The organism is Paenibacillus sp. VMFN-D1, assembly GCF_003386155.1.
Lineage (GTDB): Bacteria > Bacillota > Bacilli > Paenibacillales > Paenibacillaceae > Paenibacillus_AQ > Paenibacillus_AQ favisporus.
Map to the genome: position 1 here is coordinate 2,138,132 of NZ_QRDU01000001.1, position 15,530 is coordinate 2,153,661.

Below are 15,530 nucleotides of genomic sequence, written 5' to 3' on the forward strand. Positions count from 1 at the left end.
TCTTTCTATCTCTACGGTGTTTGAACAAAACGACGAAACAGCACATCCAGCTCTTGCAAAATAACATCCTGGTACCGGTCGCCCTCAAGGTAAAGAGCCCCGATGTCCCGGTAAACTCGGTTCAGCTGTTCTTGATACGAAGGAGACTGCCGGTCCGGCCGGCTGGCTTTAAAGTCGTCCATCACTTGCTGAATGTAGGCTGGGCGCGCTCCCCACCTGCCGAGCACGTTGCCACCCCGGTCAACAAAAATCGCCACAGGCTGGGCTCTTCCGCCGTCAGTCAGAAACAAATCCATCGTTTCCAGATGTTCTTCCATGATCAGCGCTTCAACCGGGATGCCGGACTGCTCCATGATCCGAAACAGCACGGGGACGTTCCAAATGACATCCGGACACCAGTCCGTGCACAAGATCAGGCAGCGAATGCCTAAACGCTCGCCTGAAGATGCAAACAAACACCGCCTGGCCGAATCGAGCGTACGGAATCCATGATATTTTTCATAAAACCTTTCAACCGTATTCGGTATCCCGCTGTTAACCATCTCCCTGACTTGCATATGTTCCATAAATTGCTGCGTGGAAATACCTTGTCCGACTTTATGCATTAGATTGACCGCTTCTGTCATCGCCATTTCCAACCTTTCTTATTCGGATATCTACCAACATAAAACAAAACTGACCCTATAGAAATGGTCAGTTTCTTTTTTTTAAAAAGGTCAATTTTACGAAATGGCCGAGGAAGAAGCGGTCTTGTGCCTTTTGCCAGGCCGTGCCGACTTGTACCACTGGAGACAGAACAAAAAGATGAGGATCAGGTCGACAGCATCTCCCCCGTAATACATGAGCTGTGCTCCCGATTCAGCCTGAGCTATCGGGACGCCTCCCGGCGGATATGCATACAAAATCTTGGCCAAGATTCCATGTCCGGCAAGAGATAACACGAGGATGCCTGCACGAAATCCGTATCCTGCCTGGTGAGGACTGGGATCTATACAGAGCAGTGCTGCGGCGTATAAGTACCCTGCGACGAACATATGCGCATGCACCAAAACGTGAAGAACCGGATGGTACTGCATCGCCGAATACAAGCCGGAATAATACAGAACCCACAGTCCCCCAACGTTCAGAAGAGATGCCGTAACCGGGTGGCTCAACAGACGCATCGGCCGCCTTTTCAGCCAGGCTGACAAACCGCGAGCCCACGAAATCGTTAAGCTGCGCAGCAATAGGGTCACGGGAGCGGAGCATGCGACCAATAGTGGGGACAGCATGCCAAGAAGCAGATGTCCGAGCATATGATAGACAAAGTCATCATGCGCTCTGGCCGCCAGCGGTCCAGTTAAAGCTGCTGCCGCAGCAAGGACGCCAAGGATCCAACAGATCGTGCGCGTGGCGGGCCATCTGTTAAACCGGCGATTCGCAACTTTCACTGCTACGATGTAGAGGACGATAAGCACGAGAAATAAGAGGATGAAGAACACATCCTGGACAATACCGGCATCAGGGTGACCTCCGGGAGCATGACCTGCGTGATGTCCTGTCATGTTCATTTAACCGTCCCTTTCCGTTTCCCGCTTCGCTAATCTGCCCGTTTGAACGATCAGCATGATGCCGATGATCAGAATGACGGCGGCGCTGACATTCCAAACGACGTCGTATACGAAGACGTTGTCAACGTACCGGATCTGATGAATCCGCATCCACTTGTGCTGGATCGTCCCGTCATACAGCTGAAATCCGCCGACGCCGAGGAGCATGCCTCCCCACCAGCGTTTCGGCCACATGGCGTTTCTCCGCCGGAGATCCGATACCATAAACATGCCGGCGACCGTCGCGAACCAATTGAGCGCATGAAACAGGCCGTCCGACACAAGGCCCACGGCCGACGTGGATTTGTCATAAAAATGATGCCAATGCAGCAGCTGATGAAACACGACCTCATCCACAAAGGCGATAAATCCGATGCCGGCCAGAAATCCCGACCAGAAGTTGCGACTGGCGTACGTGATCCGGGCTGAAAGTATGGAAGACTCCGTTGCGTTAGATCTCATGGTTTTTCCACCTTTTGTAAGACTTGTTTCTTCTCAATATACCCAGTCGATGCCGGGTTATAACATATCCTGAATCCCAGCATCATCTTGACCCCGAAGTCATGCCCAATTTATAGTTGGATCAGAATGAAACAAGAGGAAGGGTGAAAGCCCAACAAAGGAGTGCATCGGTTATGAAACAAAACAAGTATGACGATTCCGCATTTTTCGCGGCGTATAAAGAGATGCCCCGGTCCATCGGCGGGCTTGGGGCTGCAGGGGAATGGCATGAATTTAAAGCACTGCTTCCGGATCTGCAGGGCAAATCGGTTCTCGACCTCGGCTGCGGCTTTGGCTGGCACTGCCGGTATGCGCGGGAACAGCATGCAGCTGCGGTGGTCGGCGTAGACATTTCGGCTAACATGCTGGAATCCGCACGGGAACAATCGGATGATCCGGCAATCACCTATCTACAGGCACCGATCGAAGATATCGACTTTCCCGACGACCATTTCGACGTCGTCCTCAGCTCGCTCGCTTTCCATTACGTGCAGTCGTTTGATGCCGTATGCCAAAAAGTACACAGCTGCTTAAAGCAGGGCGGCACCTTCGTCTTCTCGGTGGAGCATCCTATTTTTACGTCCCGGCCCGAGCAGGAATGGATTCTGGACGACCAGGGGAGCCCGCTGTACTGGCCGGTGGATCACTATCAGGATGAAGGTGTTCGCAACACGGCGTTTTTAACGGACCATGTCATTAAATATCACCGTACCCTTTCCACTTACATCAACGATTTAATTCGCACCGGGTTTGCCATCACAGCGGTTCGCGAGCCGCTTCCCGACCCGAAATTGATGCACCACCCCGGCATGAAGGACGAAACCCGACGGCCGATGTTCCTCATTCTGTCTGCCGAGAAAAAATAAAACCAACAAGGACAGGCTTCCCGCCTGTCCTTGTTGGTTCGATGCCGGTGCTCACTGCAAGGCACCCAGCGTTACATTGCCGCCCCTTGAACCAATGCCTCCTGCACCGGAAGCTCATGAATCGTCCGCAGATAACTTATCGTCTTGTTGGCCGAATGCATGACGACCGAATAGGTTTCGGCTTTGTCTTCCTGCAGGTACCGCACGCCGTTCAAGAATGATCCGGAAGTGACGCCCGTGGCAACGAACAGTACTTCTTTTGTACCAACGAGATCGTCCATCGTCAGCAGCTTGTGCGGATCCGGAATCCCCATCCGCAGGCAGCGCTCGAAATCCGACGGGCCGGCCGGGAGCAGTCTTCCCTGCATCTCCCCGCCAAGGCAGCGGAGGGCGGCAGCGGCCAGTACACCCTCAGGCGCACCGCCTGAGCCGACATACAGATCCACTTCGCTCTCCATCGCCGCCTCAATCGCTCCCATGACGTCGCCGTGACTGAGCAGCTTGATCCGCGCCCCCATCGTCCGGAGCTTGGCAATGATGTCCTGATGGCGTTCCCGGTCCAGAATCGATACCGTTATATCCGATACCGGCTTGTTCAGTATGGCCGATGCTTTGGATAGCGTCGTTTCGATCGGATCATCGAGGGACAGCTGGCCGGCCAGCTTCGGACCTGCCGCCAGCTTGGCCATGTACATATCCGGCGCATTCAGAAGCTGGCCTGCCGGAGCGGCGGCAATGACCGATATGGCATTGTTCAAACCGCTGGCTACCGTTTCGGTCCCCTCAAGCGGATCCACCGCGATGTCGACCTTCGGACCGCGACGGTCCCCCACTTGTTCGCCGATAAAGAGCATGGGGGCTTCGTCCATTTCCCCCTCGCCAATCACGACCGTTCCATCAATGGGCATCGAATGGAATTGCTTCCTGATCGCTGTCGTTGCTGCCTGATCTGCGCTGTTCTTGTCTCCTCTTCCCGTCCAGCGACCGGCGGCAAGCGCCGCCGCCTCTGTCACTCTTACCATATCCATAGCAATATGACGTTCCATTTCTTTACCTCTCCTCCTATTCCATGCCCCGTTAATCCGGTAATTCTGCCATGTGCTTCTGAGTGAAAACCCAAGCCCCCTTCCATTTCATTTTATTGTGTTTTATATATTACGTCATAATAAGCTACTTATCAATATTTATGACATCATTAATTTTTAATACAGCTATAGACGGGATGAATATCGTTTCCAAGTCCTATAAATAATCTAAAAAAGCGTACTCCCCTCCATTATCGCAAGAGGTAAGTACGCTATTGTTACGTCATATATACTATTGTAAAAGCTCGCGTGCCAGCAGCTTATATACCTGCAGCCGCTTTTCCTGGGAATGCGGGATGCTGCAGATCATGGCCTCATCAAATCCGTACAGCTCCTGCTCTTCCTTCAGGCGGGCGGCAATTTCCTTAACCGGGCCAACCAAATGCAGCCTCCGGTTGTCCTGGATCAGCATCCGGTCCATTTCGGTTAACGGGTAATTGTGCGCTTCTTCCGGAGTGAGCAGCTGCGTGATCTGCCGCCCCTTAGCCATCATAAGTCGAAACAGATCCTGCGGCAGCGCCTCATATTCGGCTTCTTCCCTAGTCTCAGCGGTGGTCACCAAATAGGTCACGCTGATCTGCGGTTTCTCCATAAATGCTGAAGGCTTGAACTGGTCTTTATAAATATCGAGAATTTCGCGGCTCATCGCCCCGTTGAAAAATTGCGCAAACGAATACCCAACACCCATCTCTCCGGCCTTAAAAGCACTGTCGCCGCTTGATCCGAGCAGCCATGCCTCAGGCAGGGTGACGTGAGCCGGGGATGCGGCGTTTTTGGCGTACAGGCTATCTTCCGGAACCTCATCATTCATCAGCTGCAGCGTCGTCTTCAGTTTCTCGTACATATTGTGCAGCATCAGCTGCCGCCCTTCCGACAAGGCATACATGGAGCTTGTATCTCCGCCGGGTGCCCGGCCGACGCCGAAGTCAATCCGGCCAGGCGTGAATGCGCTCAGCGTCTTGAACACCTCGGCCAGCTTCAAAGGGGAATAATGCATCATCATGACACCACCGGTGCCGATCCGAATGGACTGCGTTTTGGCCGCAAGTCGGGCCGCCGTCACTTCAGGCGCCGAACTCGCAAACGTGCGCGCCCCATGGTGCTCGGCCATCCACATTCGGGTGTATCCCAGCTCGTCGGCCAGAACGGCCAATTCTTCCGCCTTGTGAAGCGCTCCTTCCGCCGTATTTCCTATCGTAACGGGTGCTTGATCCAATACACTTAATTTCATGAGGTTACCTTCCCTTCCAGGTTAAACATCATCCTGAACGCTATTTCTTTATCCTGCATTAAAGAGGATAAACATTATCCACGTTATCGTAATATATCCTGGTAGAAAAGTAAAGACTGGCATCAAATCAATTCGCTGATTCTCTGACCCGCTGTCAGCATGACAAAATCCGATGACATACCGTTTTTCGTTCCTGGCAAGTGCGGCAAACTTCAGCGTTATTCAAGCTTTTATTCAGCAGTATGCTCCAACCACGGGCGGAGAAAGCCCTCAATATCCTGCCTGGTTTTATGAAAATAGGTATTGTTATGCCAGCCGTAATTAAAAAAGCCATGCTCCATGCCATCATAAGTTTTGAACGTAATCGGGTTGCCGACATCCTGCATTTCTCGAACAAAGCCGCGGTTCTGGTCATACAAATCGTCCCCGGTTCCGCATATCCAGAGCGTCTGCGGCAGGCAGCGCCGCACATGATGGATGGGCGAAATCTCTTTGGCAATAGGCAGCAGCTCGGGGTATCGGCGGGACATAATGTCCACCCCGTCCATCCCGGCCGCAAAGATGACAAGCTTATCGGGAACGGCATTTACGCTCACATCGTCCATATCGTCGTTCAAACGGTCGAACATGATGGAGGATACGGAAATATACCCGCCCGCCGAAGCTCCGCATATGGCCAGCTTCTCCGGATCGACACCGAGCTGCTCTGCATGCTGACGCACCCACCGCACGGCCGATTTAACATCCATAATCGCCTGCAGCGGGGTAAATCCAGCATCACGCCCTGTCCTATAGTCCACGCAAATCGAAACGATGCCTAAGGATGCCAAAGCGTGGGCCTGGTGCTGAAATTGGGTCGGCGAGAACTTCGGATTGGGCTGAAAGCTCCCCCCTTGGAAAAACAAAATCACCGGCCTGTTTGCCGCCTCCTGGTCCGGTTCGGACACATACAAACGCAGCTTCCGGTCGTTTACCTCTTTGTAGGTGATTTCGCGGACAGGATTATCAAAAGGAAATCGCATGGCTCTCATCCTTTCTTCAAATGGTGTAGACCTAACATTTCCAAAATTATACACCATCCGGACAAGGTTGTCGTTTCCCTTTTTCCAAATACGGCGCGTTGCACTCTACCGTTAAAGCCGCCACTGCATGCGTATAAAAGAGCTAAAGAACAAAAAAAAGACCGGCCTTAATATAGGCCAGTCTCTCTCTATTTTGATCGTTACCCAACTGCGATAACGCTAACGGCTCTCACTTTTTCATACCGGTGACTTCGGCCACGATTTCGTACGAACGCAGGCGGGCCGCAGGGTCGTAGACCATCGAGTTGACGATCATTTCGTCCGCCTGGGTCTCATTCAGGAAGGCCTGCAGCTGCTGCTTGACTTCTTCCGGATTGCCGATGACCGATGAACGGATCTGTTTCATCACATGCGCCTTCTCGAACTCGTTCCAGTTGCCTTCCAGCGATTTAACCGGCGGCGCAAGTTGGCCGGGCGTATTCCGGATCAGGCTCAGAAACTGCTGCTGATGCGATGTGGCGATAAACTCCGCCTCTTCCGTTGTATCGGCCGCGTACACATTTACTCCAACCATGGCGTAAGGTTTGTCCAGAACCGCAGACGGCTGAAACTGTCTCCGGTAAATGGCCAGCGCCTGCAGCGTATGATCGGGCGAGAAATGACTGGCAAAGGAGAACGGCAGGCCCATCTTGGCAGCCAAAGCAGCGCTGAAATCGCTGGAGCCGAGCAGCCAGATCGGAACTTGCTGTCCTTCCCCCGGAATGGCCCGGACGCGGTTATATTTGGACTTCTCGTCGAAATAGCCCATCAATTCCTGAACGTGCTGCGGAAAATAATGCCCGTTGCTCGGGTCGCGGCGAAGAGCTTCCGCGGTCAGCTGGTCGGAACCCGGAGCGCGTCCGAGTCCAAGGTCGATCCGCCCCGGATACATGGCTTCCAGCGTACCGAACTGTTCCGCAATGATAAGCGGCGCATGGTTAGGCAGCATAATGCCTCCGGAACCGACGCGAATCGATTGGGTCCCTCCGGCTACATACCCGATGACGACGGACGTTGCCGAACTGGCGATGCCCGGCATGTTGTGATGCTCAGCCAGCCAATAACGGTTATAGCCCCAACGTTCGGCGTGCTGCGCCAGGTTCAATGTATTTTTAAACGATTCGGCCGCGGTTCCCCCCCTGACGATGGGTGCCAAATCAAGAACGGAAAACTTGATCTGATCCAGCGTTTTCGTATCGTGGTTGCTCATAGGTATCAGCTTCTTTCCTGCAAATTTATATGAATGTCGATAGGACAATGGAATCGTAAGTTGTCATGCAAATGAATGATATTGATCGATAAAAGTGCAGATGCGTGAGGCTCAATCGCCGGCCGTTAATCCAAATAGCGGCGAATCCGGTTTACAACGCCGGGGGCTTCCTCTTTCGTCTCCTCCTGCTCGGCTTTCACTTTGCGGACCTTCTCGGGCGTAACGTCATTGCCCAGCGGGTCAACCACCGTCAAACGGGAGAACGTGCCTAGTACCTGCCCGCGGATTTCGCGGAGATAATCCTCGCGCAGCGATTGCTGTTCCACGCGTTCGGCGTTGGTGAGCCCTTCTTCTTTTTCCTTTTTGGCAAGCTCATTGATTCGGCTTAAAATCGTAATCATGCTTTTCCCTCTTTTCTCGTTTGTATGTTATACGACCATTTTTTCGTGAACCCAATCCTTAAGCGATTCAATCTTCTGTCTGTAACGCTCGCGATGTGCATCGTCGTAAATGGAAGCTACCGTCTCCCGCTGAAGCACGGTCTTCCAGGCGGATTCCGCTTCTTCCATCAAATTGGCCAGAAGGCAACACGGATCGGGATCGTCCCGCAGCTCCAGCATATCCCGGAAAATGCCGCTGGAGGAATAAAGGGACTGCTGCCCCTCAATGGCGATGTAAATATCGTAGATACGGATATCTTCTGTTTTTTTCTTCAATTTAAACCCGCCTTTTACCCCGGGCACGGAGGTGATCAGATCCGCGCTGACCAGCTTACGCAAAAGCTTCTGGAAATACGTCGGGGAAGTGCCGAGCTGTTGGCTGATTGCCTCGCCCGGCAGAACCGCCTTGTCCGGAAGCATGCTCAGCAGAAAAATCGCATAAACGCACTGCTCCACGCCGGTCTTCATATGCATAGGTCATCACCTCCAATATTAACGTGGTCTCCATTAATCCCATTTGAGCAAAGAAAATTGGTTTTGCCGACTAAAGCGGATAATTATTGTCCGTATTAGATTATATGAAAACGGACCAAATGTAAACCATTAGTTTTACAATGAAAAATTTGCAGTAAATTTCACAGCATAACAAAAACGGATACCCGGCAGGAATGAGGTTTCCTGTGAATATCCGTTACTTTTCAAGGCACACCTGATCAGATCCATTGACGCTCGTGCAGATGGTCAAAAATTCGCTGGCATACCGGCGATACGCGGCTCCGATCCGCATAGGTCAGCCAGGCAAACTCCTCGATTTCCGCCGATGGGCGGAGCTCGCCAGAATAAGCGCCGGTGTAACAGCTCATTTGAACCGTCACATTTTCCGCTTTGCCATGTGCCTGGGCTTCAAACGTTCCCACGAATTCAAGGGTCTCCGGATCGATCGCAACCGTAAGCTCTTCCCTGATTTCACGGATCAGCGTTTGCTCATCGGTTTCACCGGGTTCCCTCTTTCCCCCAGGCAAATAATACGTGTCCTTTCCTTTGGAACGTGCGGAGAGTACCCGTCCGTCCTGAATCTGAATCCAGGCAACCTTATCAATCATGGTCGTCATATTCGACTTCACTCCTTATCTATTTCCTTGCTCGAACGCGGCAGTCTCTTTTTGAACGGCAGCAGATTTACCCGCTGGAAGCCGCCCTTCGCCGATTTTGAAAACAACGATTCCGGCTACGATAACGAGCACGCCGATCACTTTGTTCGGAGTCAGCGGAACTTTCTCCAGTCCCATCCAGCCAAGCGAGTCCCAAATCAGCGCAAACCCAAGCTGGGACGTCATGACTACGGCGATGGCAAAAGTGGGTGCAAGCAGCTTCATGCTCTGCATCAGACAGAACACAACGCCCACTCCGATCATGCCGCTGAACCAGTACCAGGGCTGCATATGCTGGAGTGTCAGCATGCCCTTGCCTTCGACCGCCAAGCCGATGCCGAACGATGCGACAAACCCGAGGAACAGCACCCACGTGGTGGTCGCCCAGGAGCCGATCCGCTGATTCATTTTGCTGTTAAAAATGTTCTGCATGCTCACCAGGGAGCCGGCGATCAGCGATAACACTAGACCAAGTATCATTGGTTTGTTCCTCCTTTCGTGACGACTTCATAAATATTTTGTCCAGCCAGATCGCTGAGCCCTTTCCTGTCTATTACGCGGATATATCCTTTATCCCGCTCCACGAGTCCGTCTTTGCAGAACTTCTGGATCACCCGGTTGACGTGGCGATAGCTGGTCCCGATTAAGTTGGCCGCGTCCACCAGGTTGATCGCTGTCCGCTGTTTCTCCCCGGAAGTGTCCGCATCGTCGAAAGAGATCGACAGCAAGTAGCTGGCCAGCCGGACTTCAACCGGATACATCAGATTAAGGCTTAAAAAATTGGATTTTATATAAAACTTATTGGTGATCATATCCAGCAGAAACTGGAGCATAGGAGCGTAATCCTGTCCAAATTTCCGCAGCCAGCGGTGGTGGATACCGATCATATGCACGGTCGTGACCGCTTCAACGGTATTGACCGTATCCGTTTCCTTGAGATATTCGATATCCCCGATAATTTCCAAAGGTTTCATAAAGTTAAGGATCAGCGTTTTCCCTTCGGGTGAGGTGGTATAGATTTTAATTTTCCCGCTGACGAGCACGTATAAATATTCCGCAGGTGCTCCCTGCGAGCAGATGAGTTCTCCCTGGTCAAAGCAATACAGCGATAAATGCGGTCTAAACGGTTCGTAAAATATCGTTTCCAGCTCATATTGACGCAAGTAATCCGCCAGCATCCCGCGGTCCTGAATCTCTCTCATCTTGAACGTCCCCCTCTAACTTAGGCCCATCATAATGGCGTACGGCAACGATGTCAAAATTTAAGAATGACGACGCCCGCAATCATCATCCCAATCCCGATAAACTGTGCGGGGCTGATCTTCCGTTTTTTCATGCCGAACCAGCCATTCAGATCGACAATAAAAGTCAGGCAGAGCTGGGCGATTAATAATGCGGAAATTGTAAAGGTCACTCCGATCGTCTGAATCGACGTTACTTCGCTGAAAATGATGACTGCTCCCAAGGCCCCGCCGATGCGGTACAACGGCTTGACGCTTGTAAAGCCCTCCCGGCTGCCGTCCCGTGCAAACAGCAGGATGATCAAAGCGAGAATACAGCCGGTCAGTTGGGTTACCGCCGTGGCCTGCCACGTCCCGATATCCCCGCTGATCCGCGAGTTGGCGACACCCTGCAGCGTAATACAGGCGCCCCCCAGCAGTGCAAATATAATGCCTTTCATAGGTCCTCTCCCTCTGTATTGTTCTGTCATTATTAAAAGGCAATCGCGGCGGTATAGGATAGGACATATGTCCTCAGCATGAGTGGAAAGGATCCAGTGTTCAAAGTGTCTATACATTTTTGGCAAGCACGAAAAAACCGCCCTTTCAGGCGGCTATCATGATATATTCATTAATCTGCGCAAGTGTTAGCTGGATATTCCCGTCTGTACCAAAACAGGTGACGATGCATAAAATTCGGCTATTTCTGCTTTTTGTGTATCCGTCAACTGCTGCAGAGGCTGCCGTACCGCAGGACAGCGAATGACACCTTGAAGATACAAAATGTGCTTTTCATAAGGGATCACATCGAAGCGAAGCATATGGGCAATGACCAAATTGGCCTGTTCCTGCAGCGCTTTAACGTTCATCCAATCGTTGGCAGACCGGGCTTGATACATACGGGTGAATATTTTCGGCATCATATTAAATGTACTGCCAATGGCACCGTCGCTGCCCATGAGAAAACCTGCTGCACAGACCTCATCATGGCCGTTCCAAATGATCCAATCTCCCCCGCATCGGCTGCGAATTTGCTGCATTTCGAACAGGTTCATGGATGTAAATTTTACGCCAATACATTGGGCACTTCGAGCCATGTCCTCGTAAAAATCCAAAGACAGCTGCACCCCGGTTGCTCCCGGATAGTGGTACATAATCATCGGAAGGCTGACCGACGACATGATGGACCGATAGTGATCCTTAATTTCCTGTGGTCCCGCCTTATAATAAAAGGGTACGACAGCGGAAACTGCATCTGCGCCTGCTGATTCCGCATGCCGGGCCAGCTTGATGCTCTCAAGCGTGCTGATACAGCCAACATGCGCCAGAACCGTCACCCGCCCTTTGGCCGCGTGAATGACGGTTTCCAGCACCTTCATCCGTTCCTCAGAGGTCAGAATAAATCCTTCGGCCGTGCTTCCACCCACATAGAATCCCCGAATTCCCTGCGCGATTTGGTGTTCCACCAGTCGTTCCAGTGATTCGGTATCCACTTCAAGACGCTCATCCATCGGTGTTACGAGTGCGGTAAAGATCCCATGAAACTTGTTATTGTCCATCGGTACCCCTCTCCCGTCGTCGAATAGTGGTTCGCTAATTCTTGCTGCCTTCCAATGTTTCGCGGTCCATCCGGCATATCCTGCAATCTGTACAAATAAGACCCTTAATCTGGAAATAAATCAATCTTTGTTTTAAGATTAGTGATTAATCAATAACAAACACTTAAACGATTCTAGAGTTAGCCGTCTGTGATGGCTGGACCGATGCTGCGGTGTTAGCCTGCTGCAGTGCTTTGACCGTCGCGGTAATGCCTTCCTCGAACGGTGTTGCGATAATCGGCCCGATCCACTTTTCGTACTTGGCTCCGCTCAGCGTCAGCGGTTCCTCGGTCAAGTAAAGCATCTCTACGATCTCTTTCATCACGGGCACGCCTAATCCGAGCAGAGATAACCCTATTTTCTTCAGCGAAAAGACCGGTTTACTGCTTCCACTGGCCGCTCTCGCGATCCGCACGATCTCCCGTCCCGATATCAGCCCGCCCCCTGGAATGTTCCAGTTTTGACCGTAAGCTTCGTCATGACCCGCGACTTCGGCAATCATGGCGGCGGCGTCCGGCAAGTAGACATATTCGCGGGGAACAGTCATATTGCCAATGAAAAAGGCCATTTTGCCCGCTGCAATCGCTTCGAGCGTGGAACCCAGATAGGACGCTTCATTCGCTGTTGGCCCATAATAATCCGGCAGACGGACGATCATGACCCTTGCCTTTTTCCAGCGCTTGCCGAACAGCATGCGTTCAAAGTCCAAACGAACCTTCCCTTTCTTCGTATGCGGCTGTTTCGGATGTTCTTCGGTGACCGGGTCGGACTGCCTTTTTCCATAAGGATAGATCCCATCAATCGCAACCACTTTGATAGCGAGCTGTTCCGCCGCCTCCATTACGGATTCACCAAGCGGGATCAGCTTGCTGGCCATCTCATGGTACGGTACGTTCGCACAATGAAACATGACGTCTGCATCCCCAGCTTGCGCGATGATCTCCTCAGGCCGCATGGCATCTCCCACAGCCAGCTTCAAATGCACCGGTTTTCCCAATCTGCCGGCGAGCTGCTCCAGCTTTTGGCGTGATCTTCCGAACGCAATCGTAGGGATACCCCGCTTTACCAATTCTTCTGTAATGGCTGCACCCGTTCCACCTGTGGCTCCAACTACCATCGCTTTGTTCATCGTCATATGAAATCGTCCTCTCTGTTTTCTGTTTTGTGATTGATCAATCACTTACTTGAACTCATCATAACATCCAGTTAGTGATTGGTCAATAACTAATCGTAAAAAAAATCCATCTTGATAAGGAGACCTCCCTCTCGTCCCCTTATCTTTCTTTTAATTCGGGCAAACTGATCGCATCCGCTACGTTGCACAGCATCCCTCTGGCCAAAAAGAGCATCGTTCTTTCTTCGGGATGTGGAATCCCCGCCTCGCGAAATGCCTGCAGTACGATTTGACGAACCTCCCGGAATCCGTTTCTCATCGCTTCCTGGATCGCTTCTTCCTGAATCGTTTGGGACTGCATCTGCAGCAAAATTTCGTTCCGGTGGTTCTCCATGATTTTCTCGTATTCCGTAATCAGCTCCGCTTCAAGCCGCTCCGGCGACGCCGACTTCACGACTTGCTGAAACGACTCGATCATCCGGGACCAAGACACTTCCAGTGCCGCGAGCAGCAGCGCTTCCTTCGTTGAGAAAAAACGAAAGACGTAAGGCTGCGATATGTGGGCCCGCTGTGCAACCTGTGCCGTGGTGGCCCGGTAATAGCCGGTTTCGGCAAAAACCTCGATGGCGGCCGATATAATATCTGTTTTTCGGTTGACCGAAGTAGACGCATCTCTTGCCATGGCGCATAACTCCTTTTCATGACGCAGAATAGTAAGTAATTGATCACTATCTAAGAAGTATAGGGGATAACGAAGCGGATTGCAATTCTCTTCCTCAAGCTGAGCGGTGATAAACCAATGAGACGGACCGCCGCTGCGGTTCGCCTCGTTGTACGATGATATTTAAATCTTTGTCCTATGACTCTCCGTCCTGTCTCCTACCGCTTCAAAGACGTCGTACTTACCACGCCATATCTCGCTAGCAGCCTGCGCCCGAGCAGTCCAACTGCGCGATCGGTCAGGAAGCCCATTAGCCCTAAGCAAATCAGACCTACGAAAATCCAGTCCGTCCGGAAAAACAGGCGCGAGTTCCAGATCAGATACCCGACTCCCTCATTCGAGGCGATCATCTCGGCTCCGATGATGGCCATAAAGGATGTGCCCATGGCCAGCCGGATGCCGGTAAAGATGTACGGAACCGTTGCCGGGATGATGACATGAACGACGATCTGCCATTCGGAGGCTCCCATGCTGCGGGCTGAACGAATTTTATCCTCCTCGACAGAGAGAACGCCGGTGAACGTATTCAGAATGACGATAAAAAATGTCGCGTACATGATCAGCATAACTTTAGACGTCTCACCGATGCCGAACCAGACCAGGAACAGCGTGATGAATGCGATCGGCGGAATAAACCGGATAAAGTTCAAAAACGGCTCGGCGAAGGTACGGATGAATCCGACCTTACCGATGATGATCCCGATAGGCACCGCCACCAAACTGCCGAGCGTCCATCCGAGAAGCACTCGATAGGCGCTGATGCCAATGTACTGCAAAAGAGTGCCGTCCATCAGCAGCTCATATCCGCCTTTCGCCGTGTAAATCGGCCCCGGCAGAATCTCCGGTCCATATACGAGCGAGACCAGCTGCCAGATGACGATCAAAGCGATCCAGAACAGCACTTGGAGCGGTCCTTTCTTTATTTTCTTGCTCATGGTGATTCCTCCGATCGGTTTCTATTCATCAAAATGGGCCTGAATGCGGTTGTACAGGTCATGGAATTCCGGCGCGGCCAAATCTCTCGGGTACGCCAGCGGCACCTCGTAAATATCGGTGATCCGCGAAGAGGGTCCCGCGGACATAATACCGATCCTACCGCCAAGTAGCAGCGCTTCCTGTATGTCGTGGGTAACGAAAATCACCGTCTTGTCGGTTTCCTGCCAAATCTTTACCAGTTCACGCTGCATCGTTCGTCGGGTCATCGCATCCAGCGCGCCGAACGGTTCATCCATCAGCAGAATGCCGGGATCGTTGGACAGCACCCGCGCCAACTGCACCCGCTGCTTCATCCCGCCGGAGAGCTCGCGTGGGAATTTATTTTCATGCCCTTTGAGTCCAACCATGCCGATAAAACGATCGGAGATTTCCTTGCGCCGGGCGGCGGGAATGCGCTTCATCCGCAGGCCGAACTCCACGTTCTCCCTGACGGTCAGCCAAGGGAAGAGCGAGGAATCGGCCTGCTGGAAGACGACGGCCCGATCCTGGCCGGGCCGATCCACCTCTTTCTCGCCCACCCGCAAATGCCCCGAGGTTTTCGACACGAACCCGGCGATCAGGCTGAGCAGCGTCGACTTGCCGCAGCCGCTAGGGCCGAGGAGAACGAAAAATTCTCCTCCCTTCACGACCAGATCGACATCCTGGATAATATAATGCAGATCCCCTGCCGTCTGCTGTTGACTGTAGCTTTTATTCAAGCGCTCAATATAAATCTCGTTTGGTCTGGTTACTGCCCCCATCATCCCA

Annotated in this window: 19 protein-coding genes; 1 reads left to right on the forward strand and 18 read right to left on the reverse strand. The window is 52.2% G+C overall.

The window, feature by feature from the left end; genetic code table 11:
- Nucleotides 1-11: 11 nt before the first annotated feature.
- From C7820_RS09850 to C7820_RS09860, 3 genes are all read right to left on the reverse strand, one after another.
- Entirely contained in the window at nt 12-632 is a 621-nt protein-coding gene (locus C7820_RS09850; RefSeq protein ID WP_251675277.1) for a thioredoxin family protein, read from the reverse strand.
- A 90-nt stretch (nt 633-722) separates the two neighbouring features.
- Nucleotides 723-1,550 carry a cytochrome c oxidase assembly protein gene (locus C7820_RS09855; RefSeq protein ID WP_258875186.1) on the reverse strand — a complete coding sequence of 276 codons (828 nt, stop codon included), beginning with the start codon at nt 1,548-1,550 and terminating at the stop codon, nt 723-725.
- Entirely contained in the window at nt 1,551-2,051 is a 501-nt protein-coding gene (locus C7820_RS09860) for a DUF2243 domain-containing protein (RefSeq protein WP_116230801.1), read from the reverse strand.
- Nucleotides 2,052-2,224: 173 nt separating this feature from the next.
- On the opposite strand from C7820_RS09860, the gene C7820_RS09865 reads away from it, so the two are divergent.
- Nucleotides 2,225-2,956, forward strand: coding sequence for a class I SAM-dependent methyltransferase (locus tag C7820_RS09865; RefSeq protein ID WP_116230802.1), 732 nt, complete (start codon nt 2,225-2,227; stop codon nt 2,954-2,956).
- A gap of 71 nt (nt 2,957-3,027) precedes the next feature.
- On the opposite strand, the gene glpX is transcribed toward C7820_RS09865, so the two are convergent.
- From glpX to C7820_RS09940, 15 genes are all read right to left on the reverse strand, one after another.
- A complete protein-coding gene (gene glpX, locus C7820_RS09870) occupies nt 3,028-4,002 on the reverse strand; it encodes a class II fructose-bisphosphatase (RefSeq protein WP_116230803.1) in 975 nt (324 codons plus the stop codon).
- Nucleotides 4,003-4,273: 271 nt separating this feature from the next.
- Nucleotides 4,274-5,272, reverse strand: coding sequence for an LLM class flavin-dependent oxidoreductase (locus C7820_RS09875; RefSeq protein WP_116230804.1), 999 nt, complete (start codon nt 5,270-5,272; stop codon nt 4,274-4,276).
- Between the two features lie 230 nt (nt 5,273-5,502).
- Nucleotides 5,503-6,294: an alpha/beta hydrolase gene (locus tag C7820_RS09880; protein ID WP_258875187.1), complete on the reverse strand. Its 792-nt coding sequence runs from the start codon at nt 6,292-6,294 to the stop codon at nt 5,503-5,505.
- Between the two features lie 229 nt (nt 6,295-6,523).
- On the reverse strand, nt 6,524-7,543 hold the full coding sequence (locus tag C7820_RS09885) for an LLM class flavin-dependent oxidoreductase (RefSeq protein ID WP_116230806.1): 1,020 nt from the start codon (nt 7,541-7,543) through the stop codon (nt 6,524-6,526).
- A gap of 125 nt (nt 7,544-7,668) precedes the next feature.
- A complete protein-coding gene (locus C7820_RS09890) occupies nt 7,669-7,944 on the reverse strand; it encodes a DUF896 domain-containing protein (RefSeq protein WP_116230807.1) in 276 nt (91 codons plus the stop codon).
- Between the two features lie 27 nt (nt 7,945-7,971).
- Nucleotides 7,972-8,457 carry an RrF2 family transcriptional regulator gene (locus C7820_RS09895; protein ID WP_089547005.1) on the reverse strand — a complete coding sequence of 162 codons (486 nt, stop codon included), beginning with the start codon at nt 8,455-8,457 and terminating at the stop codon, nt 7,972-7,974.
- Between the two features lie 239 nt (nt 8,458-8,696).
- A complete protein-coding gene (locus tag C7820_RS09900; RefSeq protein WP_116230808.1) occupies nt 8,697-9,095 on the reverse strand; it encodes an NUDIX hydrolase in 399 nt (132 codons plus the stop codon).
- A 15-nt stretch (nt 9,096-9,110) separates the two neighbouring features.
- A complete protein-coding gene (locus tag C7820_RS09905; RefSeq protein WP_116230809.1) occupies nt 9,111-9,614 on the reverse strand; it encodes a DMT family transporter in 504 nt (167 codons plus the stop codon).
- Complete coding sequence (locus C7820_RS09910; RefSeq protein WP_116230810.1) at nt 9,611-10,336, reverse strand: Crp/Fnr family transcriptional regulator; 726 nt, start codon at nt 10,334-10,336, stop codon at nt 9,611-9,613. Before C7820_RS09910 ends, C7820_RS09905 begins: the two co-directional genes overlap by 4 nt.
- A gap of 53 nt (nt 10,337-10,389) precedes the next feature.
- Nucleotides 10,390-10,815 carry a DMT family transporter gene (locus C7820_RS09915; protein ID WP_116230811.1) on the reverse strand — a complete coding sequence of 142 codons (426 nt, stop codon included), beginning with the start codon at nt 10,813-10,815 and terminating at the stop codon, nt 10,390-10,392.
- 186 nt (nt 10,816-11,001) lie between these two features.
- Nucleotides 11,002-11,913 (reverse strand): N-acetylneuraminate lyase, encoded by a 912-nt coding sequence (locus C7820_RS09920; RefSeq protein WP_116230812.1) that lies wholly within the window; start codon nt 11,911-11,913, stop codon nt 11,002-11,004.
- Nucleotides 11,914-12,076: 163 nt separating this feature from the next.
- On the reverse strand, nt 12,077-13,081 hold the full coding sequence (locus tag C7820_RS09925; RefSeq protein ID WP_181909065.1) for an NAD-dependent epimerase/dehydratase family protein: 1,005 nt from the start codon (nt 13,079-13,081) through the stop codon (nt 12,077-12,079).
- 145 nt (nt 13,082-13,226) lie between these two features.
- Nucleotides 13,227-13,748, reverse strand: a complete 522-nt coding sequence (locus C7820_RS09930; protein WP_116230814.1) for a TetR/AcrR family transcriptional regulator — start codon at nt 13,746-13,748, stop codon at nt 13,227-13,229.
- A gap of 197 nt (nt 13,749-13,945) precedes the next feature.
- Entirely contained in the window at nt 13,946-14,722 is a 777-nt protein-coding gene (locus tag C7820_RS09935) for an ABC transporter permease (RefSeq protein ID WP_076166739.1), read from the reverse strand.
- A 21-nt stretch (nt 14,723-14,743) separates the two neighbouring features.
- Nucleotides 14,744-15,523: an ABC transporter ATP-binding protein gene (locus C7820_RS09940; protein ID WP_076166742.1), complete on the reverse strand. Its 780-nt coding sequence runs from the start codon at nt 15,521-15,523 to the stop codon at nt 14,744-14,746.
- Between the last annotated feature and the right edge of the window lie 7 nt (nt 15,524-15,530).